The sequence below is a fragment of the Paenibacillus peoriae KCTC 3763 genome (genome assembly GCF_000236805.1).
Lineage (GTDB): Bacteria > Bacillota > Bacilli > Paenibacillales > Paenibacillaceae > Paenibacillus > Paenibacillus peoriae.
The window spans coordinates 410,852-435,495 of sequence record NZ_AGFX01000012.1; the positions used below are offsets into that span (position 1 = coordinate 410,852).

At 46.4% G+C, this 24,644-nt stretch carries 24 protein-coding genes; all 24 read right to left on the reverse strand.

The genetic code is table 11. From position 1 onward, the window contains the following. Window positions 1-56: 56 nt before the first annotated feature. On the reverse strand, window positions 57-623 hold the full coding sequence (locus tag KQI_RS0108260; RefSeq protein ID WP_010346305.1) for a cysteine hydrolase family protein: 567 nt from the start codon (window positions 621-623) through the stop codon (window positions 57-59). Window positions 624-691: 68 nt separating this feature from the next. Then, a complete protein-coding gene (locus KQI_RS0108265; RefSeq protein WP_010346306.1) occupies window positions 692-1,480 on the reverse strand; it encodes an NUDIX domain-containing protein in 789 nt (262 codons plus the stop codon). Window positions 1,481-1,558: 78 nt separating this feature from the next. After that, on the reverse strand, window positions 1,559-1,969 hold the full coding sequence (locus KQI_RS0108270; protein ID WP_010346307.1) for a PaaI family thioesterase: 411 nt from the start codon (window positions 1,967-1,969) through the stop codon (window positions 1,559-1,561). 151 nt (window positions 1,970-2,120) lie between these two features. After that, a complete protein-coding gene (locus KQI_RS0108275) occupies window positions 2,121-2,573 on the reverse strand; it encodes a YlbF/YmcA family competence regulator (protein ID WP_010346308.1) in 453 nt (150 codons plus the stop codon). Window positions 2,574-2,656: 83 nt separating this feature from the next. Beyond that, window positions 2,657-4,210, reverse strand: a complete 1,554-nt coding sequence (gene miaB / locus KQI_RS0108280) for a tRNA (N6-isopentenyl adenosine(37)-C2)-methylthiotransferase MiaB (protein ID WP_010346309.1) — start codon at window positions 4,208-4,210, stop codon at window positions 2,657-2,659. Window positions 4,211-4,506: 296 nt separating this feature from the next. Further along, a complete protein-coding gene (gene pduL, locus KQI_RS0108285) occupies window positions 4,507-5,079 on the reverse strand; it encodes a phosphate propanoyltransferase (RefSeq protein WP_007430106.1) in 573 nt (190 codons plus the stop codon). Between the two features lie 118 nt (window positions 5,080-5,197). Beyond that, window positions 5,198-6,214: a dipeptidase gene (locus tag KQI_RS0108290; RefSeq protein ID WP_010346310.1), complete on the reverse strand. Its 1,017-nt coding sequence runs from the start codon at window positions 6,212-6,214 to the stop codon at window positions 5,198-5,200. 121 nt (window positions 6,215-6,335) lie between these two features. Continuing rightward, window positions 6,336-6,596 (reverse strand): stage V sporulation protein S, encoded by a 261-nt coding sequence (locus KQI_RS0108295; RefSeq protein WP_007430104.1) that lies wholly within the window; start codon window positions 6,594-6,596, stop codon window positions 6,336-6,338. A 129-nt stretch (window positions 6,597-6,725) separates the two neighbouring features. Beyond that, window positions 6,726-7,520, reverse strand: coding sequence for a TIGR00282 family metallophosphoesterase (locus KQI_RS0108300; RefSeq protein WP_029390079.1), 795 nt, complete (start codon window positions 7,518-7,520; stop codon window positions 6,726-6,728). 75 nt (window positions 7,521-7,595) lie between these two features. Next, entirely contained in the window at window positions 7,596-9,140 is a 1,545-nt protein-coding gene (gene rny, locus KQI_RS0108305; RefSeq protein ID WP_007430102.1) for a ribonuclease Y, read from the reverse strand. Between the two features lie 373 nt (window positions 9,141-9,513). Continuing rightward, window positions 9,514-10,257 carry a regulatory protein RecX gene (locus KQI_RS0108310; RefSeq protein ID WP_010346314.1) on the reverse strand — a complete coding sequence of 248 codons (744 nt, stop codon included), beginning with the start codon at window positions 10,255-10,257 and terminating at the stop codon, window positions 9,514-9,516. A 210-nt stretch (window positions 10,258-10,467) separates the two neighbouring features. Beyond that, complete coding sequence (gene recA / locus KQI_RS0108315; protein WP_010346315.1) at window positions 10,468-11,529, reverse strand: recombinase RecA; 1,062 nt, start codon at window positions 11,527-11,529, stop codon at window positions 10,468-10,470. A 238-nt stretch (window positions 11,530-11,767) separates the two neighbouring features. After that, window positions 11,768-13,039 carry a competence/damage-inducible protein A gene (locus KQI_RS0108320; protein WP_010346316.1) on the reverse strand — a complete coding sequence of 424 codons (1,272 nt, stop codon included), beginning with the start codon at window positions 13,037-13,039 and terminating at the stop codon, window positions 11,768-11,770. A gap of 96 nt (window positions 13,040-13,135) precedes the next feature. Beyond that, window positions 13,136-13,723, reverse strand: coding sequence for a CDP-diacylglycerol--glycerol-3-phosphate 3-phosphatidyltransferase (gene pgsA, locus KQI_RS0108325; protein ID WP_010346317.1), 588 nt, complete (start codon window positions 13,721-13,723; stop codon window positions 13,136-13,138). A 209-nt stretch (window positions 13,724-13,932) separates the two neighbouring features. Further along, window positions 13,933-14,424, reverse strand: a complete 492-nt coding sequence (locus KQI_RS0108330; RefSeq protein WP_007430096.1) for a YajQ family cyclic di-GMP-binding protein — start codon at window positions 14,422-14,424, stop codon at window positions 13,933-13,935. 147 nt (window positions 14,425-14,571) lie between these two features. Next, window positions 14,572-14,736: a hypothetical protein gene (locus tag KQI_RS28460; RefSeq protein ID WP_007430095.1), complete on the reverse strand. Its 165-nt coding sequence runs from the start codon at window positions 14,734-14,736 to the stop codon at window positions 14,572-14,574. An 83-nt stretch (window positions 14,737-14,819) separates the two neighbouring features. Beyond that, window positions 14,820-15,920, reverse strand: coding sequence for a RodZ domain-containing protein (locus KQI_RS0108340; protein ID WP_010346318.1), 1,101 nt, complete (start codon window positions 15,918-15,920; stop codon window positions 14,820-14,822). Between the two features lie 30 nt (window positions 15,921-15,950). Next, window positions 15,951-16,724: a DUF3388 domain-containing protein gene (locus KQI_RS0108345; protein WP_029390081.1), complete on the reverse strand. Its 774-nt coding sequence runs from the start codon at window positions 16,722-16,724 to the stop codon at window positions 15,951-15,953. Window positions 16,725-16,964: 240 nt separating this feature from the next. Then, window positions 16,965-17,219, reverse strand: a complete 255-nt coding sequence (locus tag KQI_RS0108350) for a DUF3243 domain-containing protein (protein ID WP_007430092.1) — start codon at window positions 17,217-17,219, stop codon at window positions 16,965-16,967. Between the two features lie 101 nt (window positions 17,220-17,320). Continuing rightward, entirely contained in the window at window positions 17,321-18,088 is a 768-nt protein-coding gene (gene ymfI / locus KQI_RS0108355) for an elongation factor P 5-aminopentanone reductase (protein WP_010346321.1), read from the reverse strand. A gap of 20 nt (window positions 18,089-18,108) precedes the next feature. Further along, window positions 18,109-19,389 carry an EF-P 5-aminopentanol modification-associated protein YfmH gene (gene yfmH / locus KQI_RS0108360; RefSeq protein WP_010346323.1) on the reverse strand — a complete coding sequence of 427 codons (1,281 nt, stop codon included), beginning with the start codon at window positions 19,387-19,389 and terminating at the stop codon, window positions 18,109-18,111. A 3-nt stretch (window positions 19,390-19,392) separates the two neighbouring features. After that, complete coding sequence (yfmF, locus tag KQI_RS0108365; protein ID WP_010346324.1) at window positions 19,393-20,673, reverse strand: EF-P 5-aminopentanol modification-associated protein YfmF; 1,281 nt, start codon at window positions 20,671-20,673, stop codon at window positions 19,393-19,395. Between the two features lie 159 nt (window positions 20,674-20,832). Next, complete coding sequence (gene sleB, locus KQI_RS0108370) at window positions 20,833-21,684, reverse strand: spore cortex-lytic enzyme (protein ID WP_010346325.1); 852 nt, start codon at window positions 21,682-21,684, stop codon at window positions 20,833-20,835. 227 nt (window positions 21,685-21,911) lie between these two features. After that, window positions 21,912-24,578, reverse strand: coding sequence for an FtsK/SpoIIIE family DNA translocase (locus KQI_RS0108375; RefSeq protein WP_010346327.1), 2,667 nt, complete (start codon window positions 24,576-24,578; stop codon window positions 21,912-21,914). Between the last annotated feature and the right edge of the window lie 66 nt (window positions 24,579-24,644).

A 24,644-nucleotide genomic window follows, 5' to 3' on the forward strand; every position in this document is an offset into this window, starting at 1 on the left:
CAGCAATATCCGACTCCATTTTGTTATCGGATAATGGTGCACAATCGTTAAGTTATTTACTTATTCTGTAGTAAAATCGTATCCTCAGCCGACCATACGGCAGCTCCCAGACTTCCCTCAAAATGACCTAAAGCCCAATCATGTCCAGCCTGATTAAAGCTCGCCACAGCATCCTTGTAAACGGTAATAGCAAAGCCTTTGTTATAGGCGTCTACAGCCGTATGGAGTACACATATATCCGTGCATACACCAATCAGATGAACCTCCAAAATGCCTCGTTCGCGCAGCCTGAGCTCCAGATCGGTCCCAGCGAACGCACTATACCGTGTTTTATCCAACCAATAGATAGAATCACTTTGTTTCTCATAGAGGGGCTGGAGCTTGCCATATAAATGCCGTCCCTCAGTTCCACGTATATTATGTGGGGGAAATAGCTTGCTCTCCGGGTGATAAGGATCTTTCTCCTCATGTAAATCCACAGCCATGACTACAAAGTCCCCCTGATCCACATACGCCTGTGTGATTGCTGCAATCCGATCATCCAAGTTAATCGCCGGTTGACCTACAGGCAAGCTACCATCTACAAAATCCTTCGTGTAATCAATAACAATGAGTGCCTTCATCGTACAATCAGCTCCTTCATCCACAAAGTTGGGGATTGTGCGCTCTTCATATGACCCGTCCTATCACATTAAGTGTAGATAGACAACCGCGGTACTCTGTCACTAAAACGGTATAGCTGAGCCGGTCTTTGTGAATACTGATTGGAGCTAAGCAGGTTACCCTCTTCATCCCGCACCTCTTCCAGTATTCCTTGTCTGCTGCGGGTCGATGTTATTTTACGGATAAAATTCGGCTCTTCAAAATCCGGTACGACACTCTGAATTACCTGATACAGCTCGCCCAGTGTAAAATGTGGCGGCAAAAACTGCTTGGCTATCGTTGTCTGCAGCATCTGCAACTGAATCTTCCGATAAGCATCGACGATGATGTCCCGGTGATCGAACGCCAGCTCTAATTCCTCCAGCGCCTCACGGATCGTGAACAGCCCTACCTCGGAAGCATCATCCGCTGCCTGCCGCTGCTCCAGCATCCATTCCTCTACCAATGCAAAAAATGCATGCGATATAATCCAGCCACGTGGATCACGCCCCGGTCCGCTGTATACACCTAAATACTCCAGATGTCCGCCGTCCACACCGGTTTCCTCTAATAGCTCCCGCTTGGCCGCTCCATACATAGACTCATCTTCCTGGCAAAACCCTCCGGGCAACGCCCAGCGTCCTGCAAACGGCCACCTGCGACGCTTGATGAGCATTACCTTCAGTTCCCGGATCGGCAATGTCTTCGTCACCGTCTTGCGTTCCCGCTTCGTTAAGGTAAACATTACGATATCTGCCGGAGCACCATCCGGGGTGCGGTATTTCTTAATGTTGTACGACGCCTTCTGCGCCTCTTCGTTTGTACGATTGTTATCCATTCACATCACCATATTATATCGTTTTGATAAATTCATTATGACATAATAAAAAGTTTTGTCAAGCTTTAGACCTTGTCCTTAGTCGCTTGGCTGTTTATGCAGCACTCGAAAGGTCGCCGTAGATATGCACCCGAGTGTCCCTTCACCATTCCTTACCTCTGCCTCTGTCGTGATGGTGCGACCTGCCTGATGAAGAATCCGAGCTTTCACTTCCAGTGCCCCTTGCCTCATTGCTGACAAAAAATGAACATTCAGGTTCGTCGTTACACATGACTGCATTTGACGCGAGCCCATAGCGACCATTCCCATCGCCTGGTCCATTAACGAAGTCAGCACACCCCCATGGACAATCCCCATTACATTCGTATGCTGCGGACCAGCCTGCAAAGCAATGCATACCTCGTTCTCATCCGCACCAACCAGCTCACATCCCAAGTAACTCCAGAATGTATTCCCTTCCCCCTCTACCATCTTACGCAGCTTATCCATTTCCTAGTTTTCATCCCTTCTTCGATGTCACGTTACTCCTGATGTCTGGCGCAGTATGCACAAGAATGCACGGTTCAGTATGCATTCCTCACCTCAGATTGCCTTTGAAAAAAAGGCGTGGAAGCTAAGCCTCCACACCATACATCTGATTTTAGTCACTACAATTGGACGCAGAAGTGCTCTTTCCCTCTTCTACATTCACCTTTTCCGCAACCGTATCACGAATAGCCACGATCACCATTTGCAGCAATTCATTAATTTCCACCTGACTTTGCTGGAACTCCGTTACAATCGGAATACCGTCAAGCTCTTCCTGCAACTCCTGAAGCTCAGCCTCTATTTTGGCAATCATTTTTTGATTCTTCAAGGATTCAAACGCTACAATTTCCTTTTGTTTCTTCTTCATAGTTGCAATCAGTTGCTGGATGCGCCCATGATCCCGAATCTTTTCTTCTGCTTTTCGAAATAACTGCACTTCTTCACTGTTGCCCAAAATACCTGCCAACTCTTTTGCTTTTGCCAATATCATATCGCGATTGACCAAATGATCATGCTGGCGCGCCGCCGATTGAAGTTCTGTCTGTTGCAACCGCTCCTCTGTCACTGTCCATCGCTCCTTTTCTCACTTAGACGGCCTTGCACACAGCCCTTTACTCAGACCGCATGCACCCCCGCTAGAATATTCTTTTATCCGTTAACTGCTACAGCCGTTTCAACCAGATCACCTTTGATGTAAAAGGTCATAGGTTCCGTAATTTTCACTTGAACAAAGGAACCAATCAGATCCTTAGAACCCTCAAAATGTACAAGCTTATTGGAACGGGTCCGACCGGCAAGCACTTTGCTGTCATTTTTACTCTCGCCTTCCACCAGCACTTCAACCACTTCGCCACGCAATCGACTATTAAAGCGAAGGCTGTTTTGGTTCACAGCAATGTTCAGACGCCGGAGGCGCTCTTTTTTGACCGCCATAGGTACATTGTCTTCCATCGAAGCAGCTGGCGTACCTTCACGAGGTGAATAGATGAATGTGTAGGCGAAGTCGTAACCGACCTCCCGCACAAGTGATAGTGTATCTTCAAACTGTTCGTCTGTTTCACCCGGAAAACCTACAATAATGTCTGTTGTCAGAGAAACATGCGGAACAGCCGCTTTGATCTTCGCTGCCAGCTCCAGAACACGTTCACGAGTATATTTTCGGTTCATTTTCTTCAATATATCCGTATTGCCGGATTGTACCGGCAGATGAATATGCTCCACCAAATTGCCGCCCTTACCGAGCACTTCAACCAAATGGTCATCAAAATCACGTGGATGTGATGTGGTAAAACGTACACGCGGGATATTGATCTTGCGCATATCATCCATCAGATCCCCGAATCTGTAATTCATATCCGTCAAATCCTTGCCATAGGCATTGACATTCTGACCCAGCAAGGTAATCTCTTTAAAGCCTTGACGTGCCAAATCCCGTACCTCGGCGATAACATCCTCTGGCCGACGGCTTCTTTCCTTACCACGTGTGAAGGGAACGATGCAATAGGTGCAAAACTTATCACAGCCGTACATGATGTTTACCCATGCCCGCATACCCTCGCGCTTCTTCGGCAGGTTTTCGATAATGTCGCCTTCCTTGGACCACACTTCGACCACCATTTCTTTGCTGAAGATCGCTTCTTTAACGAGTTGAGGCAAACGGTGAATATTATGGGTACCAAAAATCATATCGACAAAACCGTGTTTTTGCATAATTCGGTTAACGACATTCTCTTCCTGCGACATGCAGCCACAAACGCCGAGCAGCAGTCCTGGCTTTTCTGTTTTGAGATGCTTGAGGTGACCCAGCTCGCCAAATACTTTATCCTCCGCATTTTCACGGATGGCGCAGGTGTTCAGTAAAATGATGTCTGCTTCCTTGCGATCCTCGGTTGCCTGGTAGCCCATTTGCTCCAGCAAGCCTTTTATGGTTTCAGAATCATGCTCGTTCATCTGGCAACCGAATGTATATACGATATAATGCTTTCCCTGACCGATATGCTTTAGCTCATCCGGAACTGCGTTATCATACAATACCTGTACGTCCTCTTTACCGCGCTGCTTTTCTTTTCTATGGTTCGGCTCCGCCATAATGTTGATTTCACGTCCGCGAATGCGGATCTTTTTGCTATGCTCATCTTCAGAAATAATCTTCGCATCCGAGAAATCAAAATATTTGGAGTAATCTTTTGTTTCCTTAGCCATTTCTGGTCACTCCTTACACCATCTATTTCACGCCATTTGCGCTTTTACTAAATTCCTATACATGTGTATATCCTTTTAATTAATATCCTTTGAAAAAGGCATTACACTAAATTATAGCATGATTTATAGACAAATAGCCATAGAGCAGCCACAGACACCAAATGCCTCCAATCTGAACGAGTGATCTTTATATGTATATGTGAAGATTTGTGAATTTTCTATAATATGTAAAAAAGCCCGATTCCTTTGCAAGAATCGAGCTTCCAAAGCCTTCCGGCATCAATACAATACGTATATTAGTCTACGATTTCAGCGCTGTCGCCGTTTTTCACACCGGCTCCGTTCGCTTCATCCGTATCAATGTGCATATCCAAAGCAAAGGAATCAGATACACGTGCAATCACATTTTCAAACACAAGGCCACGTTCGCCACCGACACGTACTTTCAGCAGCTGCTTGTCTTTAATGTCCCATTTAGCTGCATCAGATGTATGAAAATGAATATGACGGGCTGCTACAATAACACCCTCTTGCAATTCCACTTCTCCGGCTGGTCCTTTTACCGTGATTCCTGGTGTACCATCAATGCTACCAGATTCACGTACAGGTGCTTTAACACCAATAGCAAAGGAATCTGTACGGGAGATTTCGAGCTGGGAAGCTGGACGAGCCGGTCCCAAAATGCGAACCTTATCAAATTGGCCCTTAGAACCAATTACAGCTACGGTTTCATTCGCAGCAAATTGTCCTGGTTGGGACAAAGGTTTAAATTCAGTCAATTGATAGCCTGCTCCAAACAAAATTTCAATATGCTCTTGAGTCAGGTGAATATGACGTGCGGAAACGCCGACAGGTACGATTTTGCTCATCGTAAGGTCACTCCTTTTTCTCTATACAATACTTTACACACCTAGGCTATTATACTCCTATTTCGTCAAGAAAGAAAAGGAAAGCGCACAAAGTTCCCTTTTTTGACAATAAGAGCATTCAAAAAGACCTTTTAGAGGGCAGATTGGTTTGCAAATAATGAAGCGCATGACCCCCCAACCAGCCCGTGACCAGTTCCTCAGGATAATGCTTTAATAGCAAGTCTGCGAACTCGGGATATTTCCCCGGATGCTCCAATCCCTGTACATGACGCTCGATACCGTCAAAATCAGAGCCGAACATCATATGCCGTGCACCGCCTAAGGCACAAATATGCTCAATATGCGGTAGCAAATTCTCAGCGGTTACTGTACCCTGCTCCTTGATAAACATCGTGACAAAAGTCAAACCGATTCGTCCATCACACGCGATCAACGCTCGAATCTGATCATCCCGCAAATTGCGTGGATGAGGGCAAACGGCAAAAGCGTTCGAATGCGAGGTGATTGGCGGTAAAGTTGCCTCCTCGAGTACCTCCCAGAATCCTTGTACGGACAAATGCGATACATCTAGCAGCAGCCCCAGCTCATTGGAGCGCTTAACCAGCTCACGCCCTTTACGTGTCAGGCCGCCCCCTCTTGGCTCCATAATGCCATCAGCCGCCCAATTTGCATTATTCCACGTCAGTCCAATGAGCCGTATTCCTATGGCATAGCACAGTTCCGCATACAACGGATTCCCTTCCAGCGCGTCTACTCCCTCCAGTGAGAGAAGAGCCCAAGGCGAGTCGGTTTGATCCGCCCCATTACCGCCTAAATGCTTCGGCTTTTCTGCCTGTTCGTCTTGTTCTACCAAGTCTTCCCGCCACAGTAAGGGTCTCAGCCCACCTGAGGAAGATACCACATGCTGCCTGAACAGCTCAATTTGACGAACGATATGCTCAAATCTTGGCGTGCCCAATACCTGTGAAATATATATAGCAAACGTTTGCAGCCGCACATGACCTGCCAGCAAGCGCTCCTTTGTGACATCAAGCGATGGATGACTGAAACCTACCTTTGAATCAAGCTGCATTTTACACAGCACATCACAATGAAAGTCAACAACTGGCCGTTTTACATTTAACTTACCGTTCATGCACATTACCTCCTTCAAGAGCTTGAAGCACGAAATGTATTTAAAAAATCATATCGTAACGAGCCACAAAGCAAAAAAGCCCGTTTACACAGCGTAAACAGGCTCAGGCAACTTCCATTTATTATCTTGGCTCTACAATCAATTTGATAGCAGTCCGGTCCTCTCCATCAATAACAATGTCTGTAAAAGCAGGAATACAAATCAAATCCACTCCGCTTGGTGCGACAAATCCCCGGGCAATGGCTACCGCTTTAATGGCTTGGTTTAGTGCACCGGCTCCAATCGCCTGCAATTCAGCATTTCCGCGTTCACGCAGTACACCTGCAAGCGCGCCTGCAACTGAATTGGGATTGGATTTTGCTGATACTTTTAATACATCCATAGTAAGTACCTCCCCTGGGAATGATGATGGTTTGATTCCACTATTAGATGTTATTCGAGGGTCAGCAAAAAATTCCTGCTTTTTGGTGACAGTTTTCCATATTGTTTCCTTAAGTAGTTTATAAAAAGGTTAATCCATCCGCCATTCATCTTCTTTAAGTCTGATTTTCTGAATTTTGCGGGCTTTTCCATTGTCATCATCCAGCTCTACGCTGATGGCATGAAAGTGCCATTTGCCCATGTCCACTTGAAAACGTACCGGAAGCTGAGTCTTGAATTTTTGCAGCACAGCCTCTTTTTGCATACCAAGCACTCCTTCATAGGGACCCACCATTCCGGCATCTGTCTGATACGCAGTTCCTTGCGGCAAAATGGTATCATCATTACTCTGTACATGTGTGTGTGTACCTACCACAATAGAAGCACGTCCATCCAGATGCCAGCCCATGGCGATTTTTTCCGAGGTTGCTTCCGCATGAAAATCGACCAGAATATGCTTGTGCTTTTTGCGCAGCTCATCTACAATGTCATCTGCTGCCCGGAACGGACAATCAATAGCTGGCAAAAAGGTTCTTCCCTGCAAATTAACGATTGCCAGCTCTTTCCCTCCACCCTTTACAACAGTGTAACCCCGTCCAGGTGTTCCTGGTGGAAAGTTGGCCGGGCGTATAATACGCGGCTCATCATCTATAAAATCAAATATTTCTTTATTGTCCCATGTATGATTCCCCATCGTAATCCCATGAATGCCCCAATCAAAAAACTCCCTGGCAATGGCTGGGGTAATCCCTCTTCCCGAAGCTGCATTTTCTCCATTGACAATAATAATATGCGGGTTGTATTTTGACTTTAACGAAGGAAGATTTTCCCTCAGTGCCTTTCTGCCTACACTGCCGACGATATCTCCAATAAATAATACGTTGATAGAAAGCCCTCCCTAGTCTGCCTTACATAATGAAAAGTGGCCCTAAAGCAGCGGCCACTTTTCATTGAAATGCTTTTATTTTGCGTATTCTACCGCGCGGGTCTCGCGAATGACGGTAACCTTGATATGACCAGGATAGTCCAGTTCATTTTCAATCGTTTTCGTTATATCGCGGGCCAGTCGGAATGCTTCCGCATCATCAATTTTCTCTGGCTGTACCATGACACGAACTTCGCGTCCGGCTTGAATCGCGTATGATTTTTCAACGCCTTCAAAAGACTCGGAGATACGTTCCAGCTTCTCAAGACGACGGATGTACGTCTCTAGCGTTTCACGCCGCGCTCCCGGTCTTGCTGCTGACAGAGCATCTGCCGCCCCGACCAGCATGGCGATCACTGAAGTCGCTTCGCAGTCGCCGTGATGTGAAGCAATACTGTTGATGACGACCGGGTGTTCCTTGTACTTCTTCGCTAGTTCCACGCCAATTTCAACGTGTGATCCTTCCACTTCGTGATCCAGCGCCTTCCCGATGTCATGCAGCAATCCTGCCCGTCTTGCCAGTACAACGTCCTCGCCCAGTTCCCCGGCCATCAGACCTGTCAAGTATGCAACTTCCATCGAGTGCTTCAACACGTTCTGTCCGTAGCTCGTACGGAACTTGAGACGTCCCAAAATTTTGATTAAATCCGGATGCAGGCTATGCACACCCACCTCGAAGGTAGCCTGTTCGCCATACTCACGGATTCGTTCGTCCACTTCTTTACGGGATTTTTCAACCATCTCTTCAATACGTGCCGGATGTATCCGTCCGTCCGCTACGAGCTTCTCAAGCGCAGTACGCGCAATCTCTCTACGAATCGGATCAAATCCGGACAAAATAACAGCTTCCGGCGTATCATCAATAATGAGGTCAATTCCCGTAAGGGTTTCAAGTGCACGGATATTACGGCCTTCGCGCCCGATAATCCGGCCCTTCATTTCTTCATTTGGCAACGTGACAACAGAAACCGTCGTTTCTGCTACATGGTCTGCCGCACAGCGTTGGATGGCCAGTGTGATGATTTCACGAGACTTTTTGTCCGCTTCTTCTTTAGCCTGCTGTTCAATTTCCTTAATCATCTGAGCTGTTTCATGACGAACTTCCTGCTCTACGTTGGTCAGAATAATACTTCTTGCATCCTCCATCGTCAGATTAGAAATACGTTCCAGTTCAGTTACCTGACTCTTGTAAATCAAATCAATTTGCTGCTGGGTTTCATCGATTCGTTTCTCTTTGTTGGCCACTTGTTCTTCTTTACGTTCCAGCGATTCCAATTTTTTATCCAGCGATTCTTCTTTTTGCAGCAATCTTCGTTCCTGTCGTTGAATCTCATTACGACGTTCACGAGTTTCTTTTTCAGCTTCGGCACGGATGCGGTGGATTTCATCTTTCGCTTCCAATACCGTTTCCTTCTTCAGTGCTTCCGCCTCTTTTTTCGCGTTCTCCACGATTTGCGCGGCAGCTTCTTCCGCACTGGAGATTTTAGCTTCTGCAATAGATTTGCGAATAAAATAACCAATCCAGAACCCAAAGAATAACGCGGCTACAGCAACGAGAACGAACCAGATCGCAGTCATCATACTGTTCACCTCCCCGTTGGTTCCTCCAAGGCATTCCTTGGGACTTTTTGCAGTTGTCATGTTTACTTTAATCGTCAAACTAAGATAACGACGCAAGGTCGTTTCATTTCATATGCACATGCTCTCACATGTACAATTCCGCCTGGCATAGCGGCATCACTTGTTATTTGGCGATGAGAACTTACCGTGGATTCCGCTTTTTTGGAAGGAAAAAGGGCATTCCACAAGTATCGTTTCATATATATTTTATTATTTGACAAATGGCATTGTCAAGGGAATGCAAACTTTAGTAGGCTACCGTGCGTTTCCATGTAACAACCTGCTCGCCCTGCCCGATCAGATCACCAACCAATGAATGACCGACATTTAACAACTATTCATCCCACTGCGATAATTCCTCATCATCATAAGCTCCGTTTTGCTCAGCCGCAGTGAGATGATTGACTACTTGACGTGTCATGTCACCCGAGTATCCTCGTCTCATGAGAAAAGGATACGTTTTCCGTTTTTTCTCCATCACGTCACCGCGTACCTGTTCCCACTTCTTACGTCCGATTACCAAAGCACTTTCCCATTCCTCGTTATCAGTAATCTCTTCTAAAGCCTCCCCGATAGAGGCTTTAGAGATGCCCTTTTGACGAAGTTCCTGCCTTACCCACATCTTCCCCTTACGCTGGCTCGTTATACGCTGCCTTGCCCACTGGCGGGCGTACAAATCATCATCCACGAGTCGTTCCCTTTCCAGTCGCATCAACACTTCATCTATAACAGCCTGACCCAGTTCCTTTTGCACCAATCGCTGCGCAATTTCCTGACGTGTACGCGGCTTTCGCCCCAAATAGTAGAGCGCATATACGTAACCCTGCTGCTTTTCATCTGCCAGAACGATATCTTCCAGTTCTTTTTTGTCAAATAACGTTCCTTTAAACATATTGTATTTGATCATTACATCTTCCAACACGGACAGTGAATACGGTCCAAAATGAATGATATATCTCCCTCGTTTACGCCCCTGTCCCTGCTCCACCCTGGTAATCATCAATTCTTCGTTATCCGGAAAATGAGAAATCCCTTGCTGCTCATTTTCGTCCGGGATATTTTCATCCTCATTGTACAAATGCAATGTGCTTCCCTCACTTTGAAATTCACGAAGGCAAGCTGAGAGCGCTTGCCACGCAAAAGTTAGACTCCGCTGACAGACCGCGTTCGATGCAAAAAGTGCCCTGCACAACTGTGCAGGGCATCAGAATTATGCTATTCAAACGGACTGTGCCATAATCCCCAGGCTACAGCTCATGACAGAACAGAAACCAAGATTCGGCCAAGCTTATTCAAGCTCTAGCAATTCCTGTTCTTCCTTGGCTTCCTGCGCCAACTCTTCTTCTGTCGGTGGCGCTACCGTCGTAATTAGATTGCTGGCCACCCGAATTTTTTGCTCGATTGTACTAGCAATGTTCGGATTTTCCTTCAAAAATTGCTTCGCATTCTCGCGTCCCTGACCAAGGCGCTCGCCTTCGTAGGAATACCAGGCTCCGCTCTTGTCGACAATGTCATGCTCCGTACCGATGTCGATCAGGCTACCTTCTTTGGAAATTCCCTCACCGTACATAATGTCCACTTCGGCCTGACGGAAAGGAGGAGCCACTTTATTCTTCACGACTTTAATACGTGTGCGGTTACCCACGATGTCGTTACCCATTTTCAAGCTTTCAATACGGCGAACATCCAGGCGTACCGTTGAGTAAAATTTCAATGCACGTCCACCTGGTGTGGTTTCAGGGTTACCGAACATAACACCTACTTTTTCACGCAACTGGTTAATAAAGATAGCAATGGTTTTCGATTTATTAATGGCTCCAGACAGCTTACGCAATGCCTGCGACATCAAGCGCGCTTGAAGACCAACGTGGGAATCCCCCATTTCGCCTTCAATCTCTGCCTTCGGCACAAGTGCTGCTACAGAGTCAATAACAATAATGTCTACTGCTCCACTACGTACAAGAGCCTCGGCAATCTCAAGTGCCTGCTCTCCTGTATCTGGTTGCGATAGTAACAACTCATCAATATTGACACCCAGCTTGCTCGCATACGACGGATCAAGCGCATGCTCGGCATCGATAAAGGCGGCTTGTCCGCCTGTTTTTTGCACCTCTGCGATAGCATGAAGAGCTACTGTCGTTTTACCGGATGATTCCGGTCCATATACTTCAATAATCCGGCCTCTTGGAAAGCCGCCCGTTCCTAACGCAATATCCAAAGCAATTGAACCACTGGGGATCGTTTCCACCTGCATGTGAGTGGACTCACCCAACTTCATAATGGAACCTTTACCGAATTGCTTTTCTATTTGACGGAGCGCCATATCCAGCGCAGCACGACGATCTGACAATAAACTCACATCCTTCATTGTTTGTACTTTAATAATACCTTGTTTTGAAACGCTTGCCAAGCATTTTTTCGAACATACATTCGTTTTTTTTTGCTCAGTTGGTTCTCTACTATAATTGCATCCGTCTCTTAAAATAAAAAAAGAACCGAAGCAAAAGCCTTTGCAACGGTTCTTCCGATAGTAGGATTATATCATGAATAGTCTATCTAAAACAACTCTACGATTCGCACCCTTTACATCATGAAGAGAACTTCTCGTTCTCCACCAATCTGCGCCACAATCTGTACAGGATTGCTTTGACAGATCGCAGGCGGATCGCTTCACGGTTTCCACTCAAATTCAGCTCATATACTTCTGTATCCTTGTCGCGTTCAGCAATGCCGATGTATACCAGGCCTACAGGCTTCCGTTCGGAAAATCCAGGTCCGGCTACACCTGTGACTGAAAGTCCGTAATCGCTGTCCATGATCATTCTTGCCTGCTCCGCAAGCACAAGGGCCACTTCCTTACTCACTGCGCCGGGCGCATGATCCCCCTCCAAATAATCATAAGGAACGTTAAGCAGCTTCATCTTCATTTCATTGGAATAACAAACGATGCCACCTTTAAACATTACAGAGCTACCCGGTATGGAAGTAATGTGTTCCATAAGCATCCCGCCTGTGCAGCTTTCCGCAGCACTAACCGTCAGCCCCCGTTTGGACATTAGATCCACGATGACTTTCTCCAGCGTAACATCCTCGCTTGCATACATGTGTTCGGAAAGACGTTGTTGAATTTCCGCTTCCGTAGCCGTCAGCTTGATTAACGCTTCACTTTCACTCGCAGCCTTGGTGGATATGCGGATCGTGACTTCCCCTTCCTTGGCATAAGGAGCAATCGTCGGGTCTGTCTGAGATTGAATCAGATCTAGAAGCCTGGTTTCCAGCGCGGACTCACCAATCCCTGCAAATTTTAGCATTTTCGAATAAATCGGCATTTCCTTACCGCTTAATGCCTGCTGAAGCAGCCAAGGCTTCGCTTGATTTTCAAACATCGGTTTAAGTTCCTTAGGAGGACCAGGTAAAACCACATAAAATTTACCATCCTGCGCAATGGCGTCCCCTATAGCCAATCCTGTCTCGTTTTCAAGCGGGGTAGCCCCTTCAATAGAAAGCGCCTGACGGCGGTTATTCTCGGTCATTACTACCCCACGGTTGCGGAAAAACTGTTCGAGCTTGTCCATGGCGAGACGATCTAGATGCAATTTCCGCCCCAGTACAGCAGCTATCGCATCTTTCGTCAAATCATCCTGAGTTGGTCCTAAACCACCGGAAAACAAAATGATATCTGCACGCTTCTGAGCTAGTCGTACCGCTTCCTGAAGCCGGTCCATGTTATCGCCAACTACGGTCTGAAAATATACATCAATTCCGATTGCGGCCAACTCTTGTGACAAGTATTGAGCATTTGTATTCACGATTTGTCCAAGCAATAATTCAGTTCCTACTGCGATGATTTCAGCCTTCATTGTCTTTTCCTCCTGTACTGCAAATGTTGTGAGAATTATGTAAAGAAACAGCAATAAGTATTGTCCCTATTGCTGTTTCCATTAAAATTTATCCTGTTAAACTTTGGAGGAACTCAGCAAATGAATATTCTTCACAAAGTAATCTATACCCGAATAAATGGTAACCAGCGCAGCTGCCCATATCGCTATTAAATCGAACGGAATACCCAGAAAAACAAACGGGAAATTATTAATGAGCAGCGCTACAATAGCAACAATCTGAATGATCGTCTTTAATTTGCCCCAGTTGCTTGCAGCGACCACTGAACCGTCCAGCAAGGCAATCTGACGCAGACCCGTAACCGCGAACTCACGGCTAACAATCACAACGACAATCCACGAATCAATCTTGCCCATTTCTACCAAAGAAACCAAAATAGCGGTTACCAAAAGCTTATCAGCAAGGGGGTCCAACAGCTTGCCCAAATTGGTGACCATGTTATTTTTACGGGCCAAGTATCCGTCAAGACCATCCGTGCTGGCTGCTATGAGGAAAATAATAGCCGCAATCAGCTGATTATACGGTAACTTGAAAGCTCCGATCTCAATCGGCGGCGGATAAAAATCAAAGTCCACCAGTAAAGCCAGCATCATCACCGGAATTAGGCAAATCCGCGTAATTGTAATTCTGTTGGGTAAATTCACAACACACTCTCCCCTGATTATCGTACTTGATTACAAATGGCAGTTTTCGGATTGAATTCAATCCGATGTAAATCGCTTCCGACAAGCGTTATACACCTGAATTGACTGCATTTTCGTTACAAGTATAATATGGTGCAAAACGCATGTCAAAATAACCTGCCCACATCAAGCAACGTTTTATCCTACACAAAGCATGAGGGAAAACGGCTTTATTTCATGTTCGTAAATTGGAGCTCCAATGGCAAATCAGCTTTACGCAGCAATTGAATGATCGCCTGTAAATCATCTCTGCTTTTTCCGGTTACGCGAATTTGATCACCTTGAATCTGGCTTTTCACTTTTAGCTTGGAGTCCCGAATAAGAATGTTGATTTTTTTGGCATTATCCTGATCAATCCCCTGCTTGAGCGTAAGGCGCTGGCGTACTGAACCTAACGAAGCTGGTTCCAGCTTGCCAAACTCCACATTTTTAAGAGACAATCCCCGTTTGACCATTTTGGATTGTAAAATATCAATCACCGCATTCAGCTTGTATTCGTCTTCCGATGCAATCGTAAGAGCTTCTTTCTCAAGCTTTAGGCTGCTTTTACTCCCCTTGAAATCAAACCGTGTTTCAATTTCACGCTCCGTCTGATGAACTGCATTCGTTAACTCCTGCATATCCATTTTGGAGACGATATCAAATGAATTTTCTGAAGCCATCGTTTCACTTCCCTTTCCACAACAAAGTTCAATAACTAATTATAGGCTAGTCATTTACAAAAATCCAATAATCCGTTCATTAAAAAGGCGTTCCTGCCAGTTTTTCTGACAAAAACGCCTTTATTTCAATTCTACGATTCAACATGTCTAATTGTAGATACGGGTCGGAGTTCGAAACATATCCAAAACTCCAAGCAAAATGTGAGCAAGACCAAAGCCTAGTATCCCGTAGCCCCAAGCACTCGGTGTCAGATAATAGCCAAGCAAACTGACAATGATTCCGAGCCCGGTCACGATCCAGCTAACGGTCATAACGTATACACCTCACTTTGCGGAAATAAAATGACTGGCATCCCAAGAATTACAGTCATTAGTATTTACTCGCACGAAGATGTTTATTCGCCGTTCGTAGTTGTAGAGTCTGTACCGCTTTGCGCAGAATCCGTATTACTGCCTGTCGTCGAATCTGTAGGTGAACCCGTCACCCCGGCACTTGTTCCGGTAGAAGAAGGTTCTCCTTGCTGTATCAGTACACGAGTAGTCGATTTGTTATCGGTTATCGGCTGGCCAGCTACAGAAATGTCTGTGGCAGAAGATCGTCCTGATTTGATATATAAACCTTCCGGACCAATATCAAAGGACATGGCATCCCCGCTTTTAGTCATACCATAGCTCAGCTTTTCACCACGGGAGTTTTGTCCCTTGTACACCTCAAGCCAGCTTTCGCCCGTTGCTTTAATATCAACCTTGACCGTGGACCCAGTTGAACTGGAGACTTTGAAAATCGTCGTTTTGCCTTGCTTGCCGTCCTGTGCCACAGTTACACCTTGTTGTGGCGCAGTTGTATTCGGCTGCTGGCTATTGTCAGGTGAAGTTCCATCAGGAGTAACTGTTCCCGTACCACCTGGCTGAGTCTGTCCCGTTTGTCCTGTATCAGTGGTGGTTTGCCCGCCACCACCGTTAGGAGTCGTCGTTTGACTATTATTATCCGGTTGGGCTGTTGTTGTGCCCTGCGGTTGCGTCGTGGTTCCGCCCTTCGTAGTATCAGGAGCAGACGAGCTTGGTGTTGTGACTGGTGGTGTGTTTTCTGCTGTTTTTGGAGCTGAATGATTGTTGCTCACCCAATAAGCATAAATAACCCCAACAATGAGAACTAGAAAAAGCCACATTAACGCGGTAGGCAACCATTTAAGATTCCCAATTGTAGCGGGACGGCTAGAGCGTTTCTGTGTGACAGGCTCCATAACCGCTTCCGGTTCAGGTTCAGGTACATTGCTTTGATGTCCTTCCAAAATCTCATCGGGATTTAAACCGACCGTTTCGGCGTATGTTTTAATAAAAGCTCTGACATAAAAGCTTCCCGGCAGCACTTTGTAATCGCCCGTCTCAATGGCTTCCAGATAACGTTTGCGTATCTTCGTCATTTCCTGAACATCGTCAAGGCTCAATCCTTTTTGCAGCCGGGCCTCCTTTAATTGCTGACCCAGTTCTGACATGTCATCATCTCCTTGTATAATTACGCTTATTTAAAGCTCTTCTGTATAACTGGCTGTAAAGGTATCATAGATAATTTCCTCAGCCGGATTATTGCGAAGTTCAATAATGATATTAAAATCGTCAAAGCTGTATCCCGATTCACGCACAAATACATCAGGATGCTCAATCACTTTGGTGCTCGGCATGCTCATAATTTCCTGAAGCAAGTGATAATGTCTTTCATTTGATCGAATTGTACTCACAATCCCGTCAATAATAAACACGTTGTTCGGGTTCATTTCCTCCTCGGAAAGCTGACTACGCACTGTCTGACGCAACAGCGTCGAGGATACGAAAGTCCAGCGCTTCATGGCGCATACGCTACTGGCAATAATAGATTCCGTTTTACCAACACGTGGCATTCCGCGAAGGCCAATAACTTGATTACCTTCCCTCTTTAATACTTCACCCAAAAAATCGACCAGCAACCCAAGCTCATCGCGAGTGAAGCGAAATGTTTTACGATCATCCGAATCCCGGTCAATGTAACGACCATGTCTTACTGCCAATATATCGACCAGTCTCGGAGCACGCAAGGCCGTGACTGTAATGTTGCTGGCCTTTTTCAACGTATCTCCGAGAATGCGAATTTTCTCATCGTCGTCCGTTTCCAGCAACATTCCCCGTCTTTCGCCTTCAACACCATTAATAGTCAGTATATTAACCCCCAGAACACCAAGCATGGAAGCAATGTCCCCTAGTAATCCAGGTCGATTTTTATGTATCTTGTACTCCATGTACCACTGTTTCGTTTCCTCCGTCACGTTAGCACCTCATTCACATTCAAACACGTCAAAAATTCCAAATCAAAGCATTATTGTATCATAAAATAACAGCAATCGACAAAACCAATTATTGAGACCTGAAAGGTCGTATTGAGTTGTATGCTTCAATAATGATTCAATCACGTTTATGATATATAAATTACAATGGAATTACAAGAACAGGTCTGTAACCATTACAGAAAAGCCCCCCAAAAGGGAGCTTTTCATGTGAATTCCTGCTTATGTGCTGCTTTTGGCTAATTTGACCATTAGCCGGGCGATGGTGTGACGCTCACTTTCATCGGCAACTCCCCACAGTTCTTTCAGTGCACGGTTGGAATGGTTGGCCGGGTCGACCTTTTCATCCAGAAAATCACCGATTTCATAAGCAAGCTCTGAAATGGTATCCTGACTGATGCCCAGCTTCTCCGCTTGCTCTACACGCTGACCGAGGAACTTTTTCCAAACATCAAAATCCTTAACGACTGTTGACATGCTTAAATCCTCCTTAGATGATTCAGATTTAAAATCAACAGTTGTAATATTCTCTTCTCAGACGCTTGCTATACTGGTGGATTCCTCCAAGCACGGTTCCCTTAAGTCACCCATCCCCCATTAGGACTTATGACCTGACCATTAATATAGCCTGACTCAGGAAGTGCGAGAAAATATACCAGGGACGAAATTTCATCAGGCCGAGCCAATCGCCCGGCTGGAATTGCTTCTTCCAAACTGGTAATCTCCCCCTCATCCAAATGATCCAGCATCGATGTATCCACTGCGCCCGGGGCTACAGCATTTACTGTCACACCGGAAGGTGCAACCTCTTGAGCCAGCGCTTTCGTGAAAGCGTTAATGCCTCCTTTGGTAGTGGAGTACAGCACCTCGCATGAAGCACCACATATCCCCCACACGGATGACACATTTACAATGCGGCCATAGCGTTGAGAAATCATGTGGGGCATAAAAGCCTGCGAGCACAAAAAGGTTCCCTTAACGTTGACGGCCATCACTTCGTCCCATTCCTCTTCCGATACATCCGATAGCAGTCCATAATGAGATAATCCAGCATTATTCACTAGAATATCCGGCCTCATTCCGTGATTTTCAAGCTTTTCACGCATACGCTCAATCTGCTCCTTGCTGCGCAGATCTGCAGACACGGTCATCACCTTGCCTGAATAAACCATACAACGACGGGCAACTTCATTCGCTTTTTCATGGGACTTCATGTAGTGGATGACTACATTCATCCCTACAGATGCAAACCGCTCGGCAATCGCCGCCCCAATCCCCCCACTCGCTCCTGTAATCAACACGGTCGTATCGCCAATGGCTTTTAATGCACCATTCTTGGTGGTCATCGGTTCCCTCTCCCTGGGCATTACGGACTCACCACCAAAGATACTGCTAATTGATCCCACTGGATATGATCTTTTAGACGCCGATTTACATCCTCTAGCGTAATACTTTCATAGATCGGCAACAGTTGGAAGAAATCACTGCCCCGAAAGCGATGCCTCGTAAATTCGTGCGCAATATTTTCGGGTGAGTTGAGGGTACGCAAATAACCGCCGATTTTCTTTTTACGGGCTCTTTCAAAATGCTCTGCTGCAAAGCCCTGCTTCTGAATAGACTCTACCTCTTCACGTATTCGCGCCAATAATCGATCCGGGTCTTTGGTATCCCCACCGATGGCAGAGAAAGCATACTGTAGTGTAGAGTTATATTCATGACCAAAACTGTCTGAAATCAAATCCTCATCGTAAAGCTTTTGATACAGCTGTGTGCTGGAACCAAAAAGGAGATCAAGCATCAGCTTGGTTTCCAGATCATGACGGAGCAATTCATCACCCGTCAGACCTACCTTGGCCTCCTTGAATCCGAACAGCAGCTTCGGCAGGGAAACCGCCAGCTTCACCTCACGGCGCGGTTCTGCAACCGTGGCAGGCTCCTCATCAAAAATCCGCTCGATCTCTCCCTGCGGCTTATAGTCCTTTTTCGCCTGATTATTACGCACCAGTTCTATCACTTCCGCCGGGTCCACCCCGCCGACCACAAAAAGAATCATGTTGCTCGGGTGATAAAAAGCTTCATAGCAGCTATACAGCGTTTCCTTTGTAATTGTGCTGATGGATTGAACGGTACCTGCAATATCAATGTGCACCGGATGGACTTTGTATAGCGCTTCAATCAGACCAAAGTAGCTCCGCCAGTCCGGGTTATCCCCATACATATTGATTTCCTGACCGATAATGCCTTTTTCCTTCTCTACATTTTCATCCGTAAAGTAAGGATGCTGCACAAAATTTACAAGAGTAGTCAAGTTTTCCTGAATGCGTTCGGTTGCAGAAAACAGATATACGGTCTGATCAAAGCTCGTAAATGCGTTTGCAGATGCCCCATTCGAAGAAAAGGTAGCAAAGATATCGCCCTCAGGTTCTTCAAACATTTTATGCTCCAAAAAATGGGCAATACCATCCGGTACCTTGATCGGTTGTTGACCTTCCACACGGAAATGATTATCGACTGAGCCATATTTTGTTGCAAATGTGGCGTATGTCTTCTGAAAACCCGGTTTGGGCAACACATAAACGTGCAAGCCGTTATCCATCACTTCATAGTACAACGTTTCCTGCACATGCTCATAAACGATGCGCTCCACCCGCTATTCCCCCTTCTGGTCTCTCAAGAAATAAATAGTGTCCAGTCGGAACGTCCGGGCGGCATCCTGAACATCCTGCACCTTGACAGCCTCCACCTGGCTCAGCAGCTCATCTACCGTCCGCTCTTTGCCGGAAAGCTGTCTGTTAAAATCGTAGGCAATCATTTCAAAAGCGGAATCCTGCATTTCCTTTAGCAAGTTACGAATCATCGCCTGCGTTTGGCTCATTTCCAGCTCGGTAATCGCTCCATTTTGCGTATCTTCCAATTGCTTGCGAATAATAGTGATCGCTTTTTCGTAATTGGGAATTTCAATACCGGATTGAATCGTGCCAATGCCCTTATGACCGTCATACCGCGATGAGGCGTAATAGGCCAAGCTTTCCTTCTCACGCACATTGACGAACAGCTTGGAATGCGGGTATCCGCCCAAAATTCCATTGTACATCAGCGCAGAAGCATAACGATCATCGCCATACGTAATGGAAGTACGCAGGCCCATATTCAGCTTACCCTGATTCACATCAAGACGCTCTACTATCGTTTGAACATCACGCTCCACCGACTTGGGCTGTTCGGGTACATAGCCTGTTTCTGCTGAACGGTTTAACTGAAAATAACGATCAACATACTTCTCAACTTCATCCAGCGTTGTATCCCCCACAACGTATAAATCCATGCTCGCATGATTTAGCCATTGTCCATAAGCCTGATATAATCCCTGTGCATCTATGCTTTCCAAATCGGAGCGTTGGCCGAGAGGATGCAGACGATAAGGCTCATCTTTACACATTTCCTCCATGCAGCGCTCTGCGGCATAGCGCATTTTATCGTTAACTATAGATTCCAGTTTCTTTCGTACATTTTCTCGTTCCTGCTGAACATATCCAGTTTGAAAAGCACCTTTTTCCAGAGCTGGTTTTGTTAACACTTCTCCGAGAAAAGCAAACGAACGATCCAGCAAGCTGTCCGAGCTGTTTACAAAGCTGTCATTGATCGTATCCATGCGAAATTGTACGATCTGATAATCTCCACGCTTATAAACATCGAATCCAAAGCCCGCCCCATACAATTGCTCCAATTGTTCTCTGAATTGTGTCGTCTGCGGATATGATTCTGTACCCCGCCGCAGTACGAATGGTGTCAGTCCCACTCGGGTTACGGTTTCCTCTCGTAGCGGAGTACCTACATACAATGATATGGCAAACGTCTTAAAGCGTTTGGTCGGCAGCACATGAATTCTTAATTGCCTGCGCGTGCCACGCTCGAAACCTGTTTTGTTCAAGTCCAAAACTCCTTTGTGGCGTCAATTTCGTCCAGCCTTTTGTTAGCATAGACTGTTGTGAATCATTCTTCTGTAAAGAGGTAAAGTGTACCAATCTTTATTCTAACCATGCAAAAGGCAAGAAGCAACCGGAGACAAGTTTCCGGCTGCTTCGGCGGTTTACATGCAGAAAATATGCTCACCAATCGTCTTCACCTGCGGACGGCTCCAAATCCATTTGGAGGTGGCTGTTTTCGGATTAAAATAATAGATACAACCTCCGCTTGGGTCCCAGCCGTTCAATGCCTGGCGCACTGCTTTCTGTGCAGTTTCATTCGGTGTGAGCCAGATTTGACCATCCGCTACAGCTGTAAAGGCTCCGGGTTGAAAAATTACCCCAGACGGTGTGTTTGGAAAACTGGGGGATTTGACCCGGTTTAAAATGACTGCCGCTACGGCAACCTGACCTTCAAACGGCTCGCCACGGGATTCACCATAGACCGCATTGGCCATAATTTTAAGGTCATTTTCAGATAGTCCCATCGTGTTGGCCGATCCCATCGTTTCATCATTTTGATCATTTTGATCATTATTGGCCGCTGTCTGTCCTTGTGCGGAGGCTTGATTTTTACGATGCAAAGGAGTTTCCGTCGGCTTCCAATGAGGAGTAGCGTTTACCAGCTTCAGCTTTGTTTTCGCTCCGACCACTCCATCCGGAGTCATGCCAAATTCCTTTTGAAATCCTTTGACAGCCTTTAATGTGCTGCTGCCAAACTGACTGTCCACCTGCGCGCCAAAGAAGCCCAATAGCTTCAATCGTGATTGTAATTCATATACATCCTGACCGTAAGAACCAAAATTAACCGCCTCTGAGCTAAATGTCGGCTGGGAAGGCTGCGCCACTTGTACTTTCTGTTGTGTGATCAGCTGTTTTGCTTGCTGCTGTGCAGAGTCAAATTTTAAAAGCCCTGTGTACGTAATAGCCGAGGCTACAAGAATACCCGTGCAAATCCAGACCATTGTCTTTTTCATATGCTGCGCTCTACCTTTCTTTTGTGGGATTAACAGGATGGCTACGTTTATTATGACAAGCTCCGCTTGAAGCTATTCACCCTTTTAATCTTCTTTCAGCAGACAGCCGCGGCACCTGAAAAAACAGCACAAAAAAACGCTGTCTGTACGGATGAAGTTGCCATATTGAAGCAACCGTCCAAGTGTACAAACAGCGATTTCATGTAGTTCTGGATAAAAGTTATGGATCAGGAGCTAGCTTTATTTTGCTGATATTGCTCCATTGAGACAAGTACCTCCCGAGGCTTGCTGCCCTCGTAAGGGCCAATCACGCCGCGAGCCTCCATGGAGTCAATCAGTCGGGCAGCACGTGTATAACCGATCCTCATCCGACGCTGAAGGAGAGATACGGAGGCCTGCTTGGCTTCCAAAATGATGGTAACGGCCTGATCATACAGCTCATCCAGCATTTCATCCGCATCAGCCGATACCTCTTCCACTTCAGGCACCAGCGTTTCATCATACTGCGCTTCACCCTGTTCACGCACGTAGTTAACGATATTCTCCACTTCCTGATCACTCATAAACGCCCCCTGAACGCGAACCGGCTTGGAGGCTCCCATTGGCATGAAGAGCATATCACCACGTCCAAGCAGCTTCTCGGCTCCCCCCATATCCAGTATGGTACGGGAATCCACCTGCGAAGAAACACCGAAGGCAATACGTGAAGGAATGTTGGCTTTAATAACTCCGGTGATAACGTCAACCGAAGGTCTCTGCGTAGCAATGATCAGATGAATGCCTGCAGCACGCGCCATTTGGGCAAGCCGGGCAATCGCATCCTCCACATCTCCGGCAGCTACCATCATCAGGTCCGCCAGCTCGTCGACAATAACGACAATATAAGGCAGAAATGCAGCCGGATTGTCTTTCATCAGATTGTTGTAGCCTTCAACATTACGTGTTCCTGATTTGGAAAATAACTCGTAGCGTTTTTCCATTTCAACAACGATTTTTTTCAAAGCAAGTGAGGCACGCTTCGGATCAGTCACAACTGGAGCCAACAAATGCGGAATTCCGTTGTACACGTTCAACTCCACCATTTTAGGATCGACCATAAGGAATTTGACTTCATCTGGCTTCGCTTTATACAAGATGCTTGTAATAATGCCATTAATACACACCGATTTACCCGAGCCCGTTGCTCCGGCTACAAGCAAATGGGGCATCTTGGCTAAATTACCGACAATCGTCTGACCTGCAATATCACGTCCGAATGCAATGGATAAATTGGAAGCTGACTCCTGGAAAACGGTTGTCTCCATAACCTCACGCATCGTTACGATGGAAACTTCATTATTCGGAACCTCAATTCCGATAGCAGATTTGCCAGGAATCGGAGCCTCCATACGGATATCTTTTGCAGCAAGCGCAAGCGCAATGTCATCCGTCAGGCTCACAATACGGCTGACCTTCACACCAATATCCGGCTGAATTTCATAACGCGTTACGGCAGGTCCACGGACAACCTCCAGCACCTTTGCCCGCACACCAAAGCTTTCCAACGTTGCCTCCAGCTTGCGTGCCGTTTGCATGTAATCCTTTTGCCCCATACCATTGGCCGCGTTTTGCGGTTTGGCAAGCAAACGAAACGACGGAAGCTTATACGGTTTAGGAGGCGGTGGAGCAGGCATGGCTGCATCGGCACCTTCAGTCTCGGCACCTGTTAATCCGGTTGCAGTCGTCTGAGCTTGTCCTTCAATACCTTCCGTTGTGCTATGAGCCGCCGATGCATTATCCATATCTGTGTTTACCGCAGCATCCATGAAGTTATCATCCAGCGGCTCATCATAGACAGAATCCGAATGCTCCGCCTCTGCCAAAGACTCCTCAGCTTCTGATCTTCTTTCCTCATGCTTCACCTGTTCAAAGAAATCCCGAATAATCGGCGACCTTTTCACCGGAGTTGAAGCTTCCTCCTCAGCGTGCTCGGCCACATCAGACAGTTCTTCCCCCTGGTCTCCGTTTCTCCACTGGGGTTGTGCGGCCTCAGCATCATATGAAAGCTCATGATCTTCCTCATCCGTAGGGCCGGAATGCTCTTCCTTGTCCGCTTTATCAGATTTTTTGAGGCCAAACAACTGAAAGAAGATCGGCTGCTTGCGTGCCGGAGGCTGCATTTCTTCAAAGTCATCATCCATATCCTCCTCATAAGCAGGAATAGGCTCGGACTTGACTTTTCTATTGCCTCTGTCAGATGCCGAAAGTGGAGTCGCTTTACCAATCCACTTTTTTCGCACGCTTCCCCCTGCTGTCAGTAGTTTGGTCCGTACAATCCGTACCAAATCCACATAAGACAGCTGGGTTAACAGCATGAAGCAAATAATAAACATGACAATCATAATCAGCTTGGCTCCTGTAATCCCGAACAGCCACAACAGAACGGTAAGCTGCAATGCGCCAACGTACCCGCCGCTAATATCCTTGTTCAACATGGAGGTATGACCTACCTTGTCAGGCGACAGCAACTGCTCACGCATATCTATATGTATTTGGCTCATCACTCCGCCCGGTTGAAGCCCGTTAATCGGCCCCAAACGCTGCTCCATCGATGAAATAGAACTCATAAGTGTAAAGGCGAATACCAGTAACAGCAATCCCGTTTTACGTGAGTTCCACTGGTTCGGCCATTTACGATGAATCATCACCATCAGACCGTAATAAATGCCAATCAGAGGGATTGCAAAATAGAATTTTCCCAGTACAAGCCCGAACATCTTGGATAGCGACCGGCCAACCGCCGCTTCACCCGATAGCGCAATGACCGCCAATGTAATCAGCACAATGCCGTAAATTTCAAATTTTAGAACTCCGCCAAACACAGCCTTCTTTTTCTTTTTTCTTCTTCTGGACATACAAGGTCACCCCCCCAGAAGAATATTATACCACGTCACCGGGTATCCGCACATATGTTCTTTTTC

What these genes read in the sequence shown, in the direction of transcription:
- KQI_RS0108320 (WP_010346316.1), bottom strand. Translation starts at nt 13,039, where the DNA reads ATGAAGGCTGAAATCATCGCAGTAGGAACTGAATTATTGCTTGGACAA.
- KQI_RS0108330 (WP_007430096.1), bottom strand. Translation starts at nt 14,424, where the DNA reads ATGGCTTCAGAAAATTCATTTGATATCGTCTCCAAAATGGATATGCAG.
- sleB (WP_010346325.1), bottom strand. Translation starts at nt 21,684, where the DNA reads ATGAAAAAGACAATGGTCTGGATTTGCACGGGTATTCTTGTAGCCTCG.
- KQI_RS0108375 (WP_010346327.1), bottom strand. Translation starts at nt 24,578, where the DNA reads ATGTCCAGAAGAAGAAAAAAGAAAAAGAAGGCTGTGTTTGGCGGAGTT.
- rny (WP_007430102.1), bottom strand. Translation starts at nt 9,140, where the DNA reads ATGATGACTGCGATCTGGTTCGTTCTCGTTGCTGTAGCCGCGTTATTC.
- KQI_RS28460 (WP_007430095.1), bottom strand. Translation starts at nt 14,736, where the DNA reads ATGACCGTTAGCTGGATCGTGACCGGGCTCGGAATCATTGTCAGTTTG.
- miaB (WP_010346309.1), bottom strand. Translation starts at nt 4,210, where the DNA reads ATGGCTAAGGAAACAAAAGATTACTCCAAATATTTTGATTTCTCGGAT.
- KQI_RS0108290 (WP_010346310.1), bottom strand. Translation starts at nt 6,214, where the DNA reads ATGAACGGTAAGTTAAATGTAAAACGGCCAGTTGTTGACTTTCATTGT.
- KQI_RS0108340 (WP_010346318.1), bottom strand. Translation starts at nt 15,920, where the DNA reads ATGTCAGAACTGGGTCAGCAATTAAAGGAGGCCCGGCTGCAAAAAGGA.
- KQI_RS0108270 (WP_010346307.1), bottom strand. Translation starts at nt 1,969, where the DNA reads ATGGATAAGCTGCGTAAGATGGTAGAGGGGGAAGGGAATACATTCTGG.
- pduL (WP_007430106.1), bottom strand. Translation starts at nt 5,079, where the DNA reads ATGAGCAAAATCGTACCTGTCGGCGTTTCCGCACGTCATATTCACCTG.
- KQI_RS0108260 (WP_010346305.1), bottom strand. Translation starts at nt 623, where the DNA reads ATGAAGGCACTCATTGTTATTGATTACACGAAGGATTTTGTAGATGGT.
- KQI_RS0108295 (WP_007430104.1), bottom strand. Translation starts at nt 6,596, where the DNA reads ATGGATGTATTAAAAGTATCAGCAAAATCCAATCCCAATTCAGTTGCA.
- KQI_RS0108265 (WP_010346306.1), bottom strand. Translation starts at nt 1,480, where the DNA reads ATGGATAACAATCGTACAAACGAAGAGGCGCAGAAGGCGTCGTACAAC.
- KQI_RS0108350 (WP_007430092.1), bottom strand. Translation starts at nt 17,219, where the DNA reads ATGTCAACAGTCGTTAAGGATTTTGATGTTTGGAAAAAGTTCCTCGGT.
- ymfI (WP_010346321.1), bottom strand. Translation starts at nt 18,088, where the DNA reads ATGACCACCAAGAATGGTGCATTAAAAGCCATTGGCGATACGACCGTG.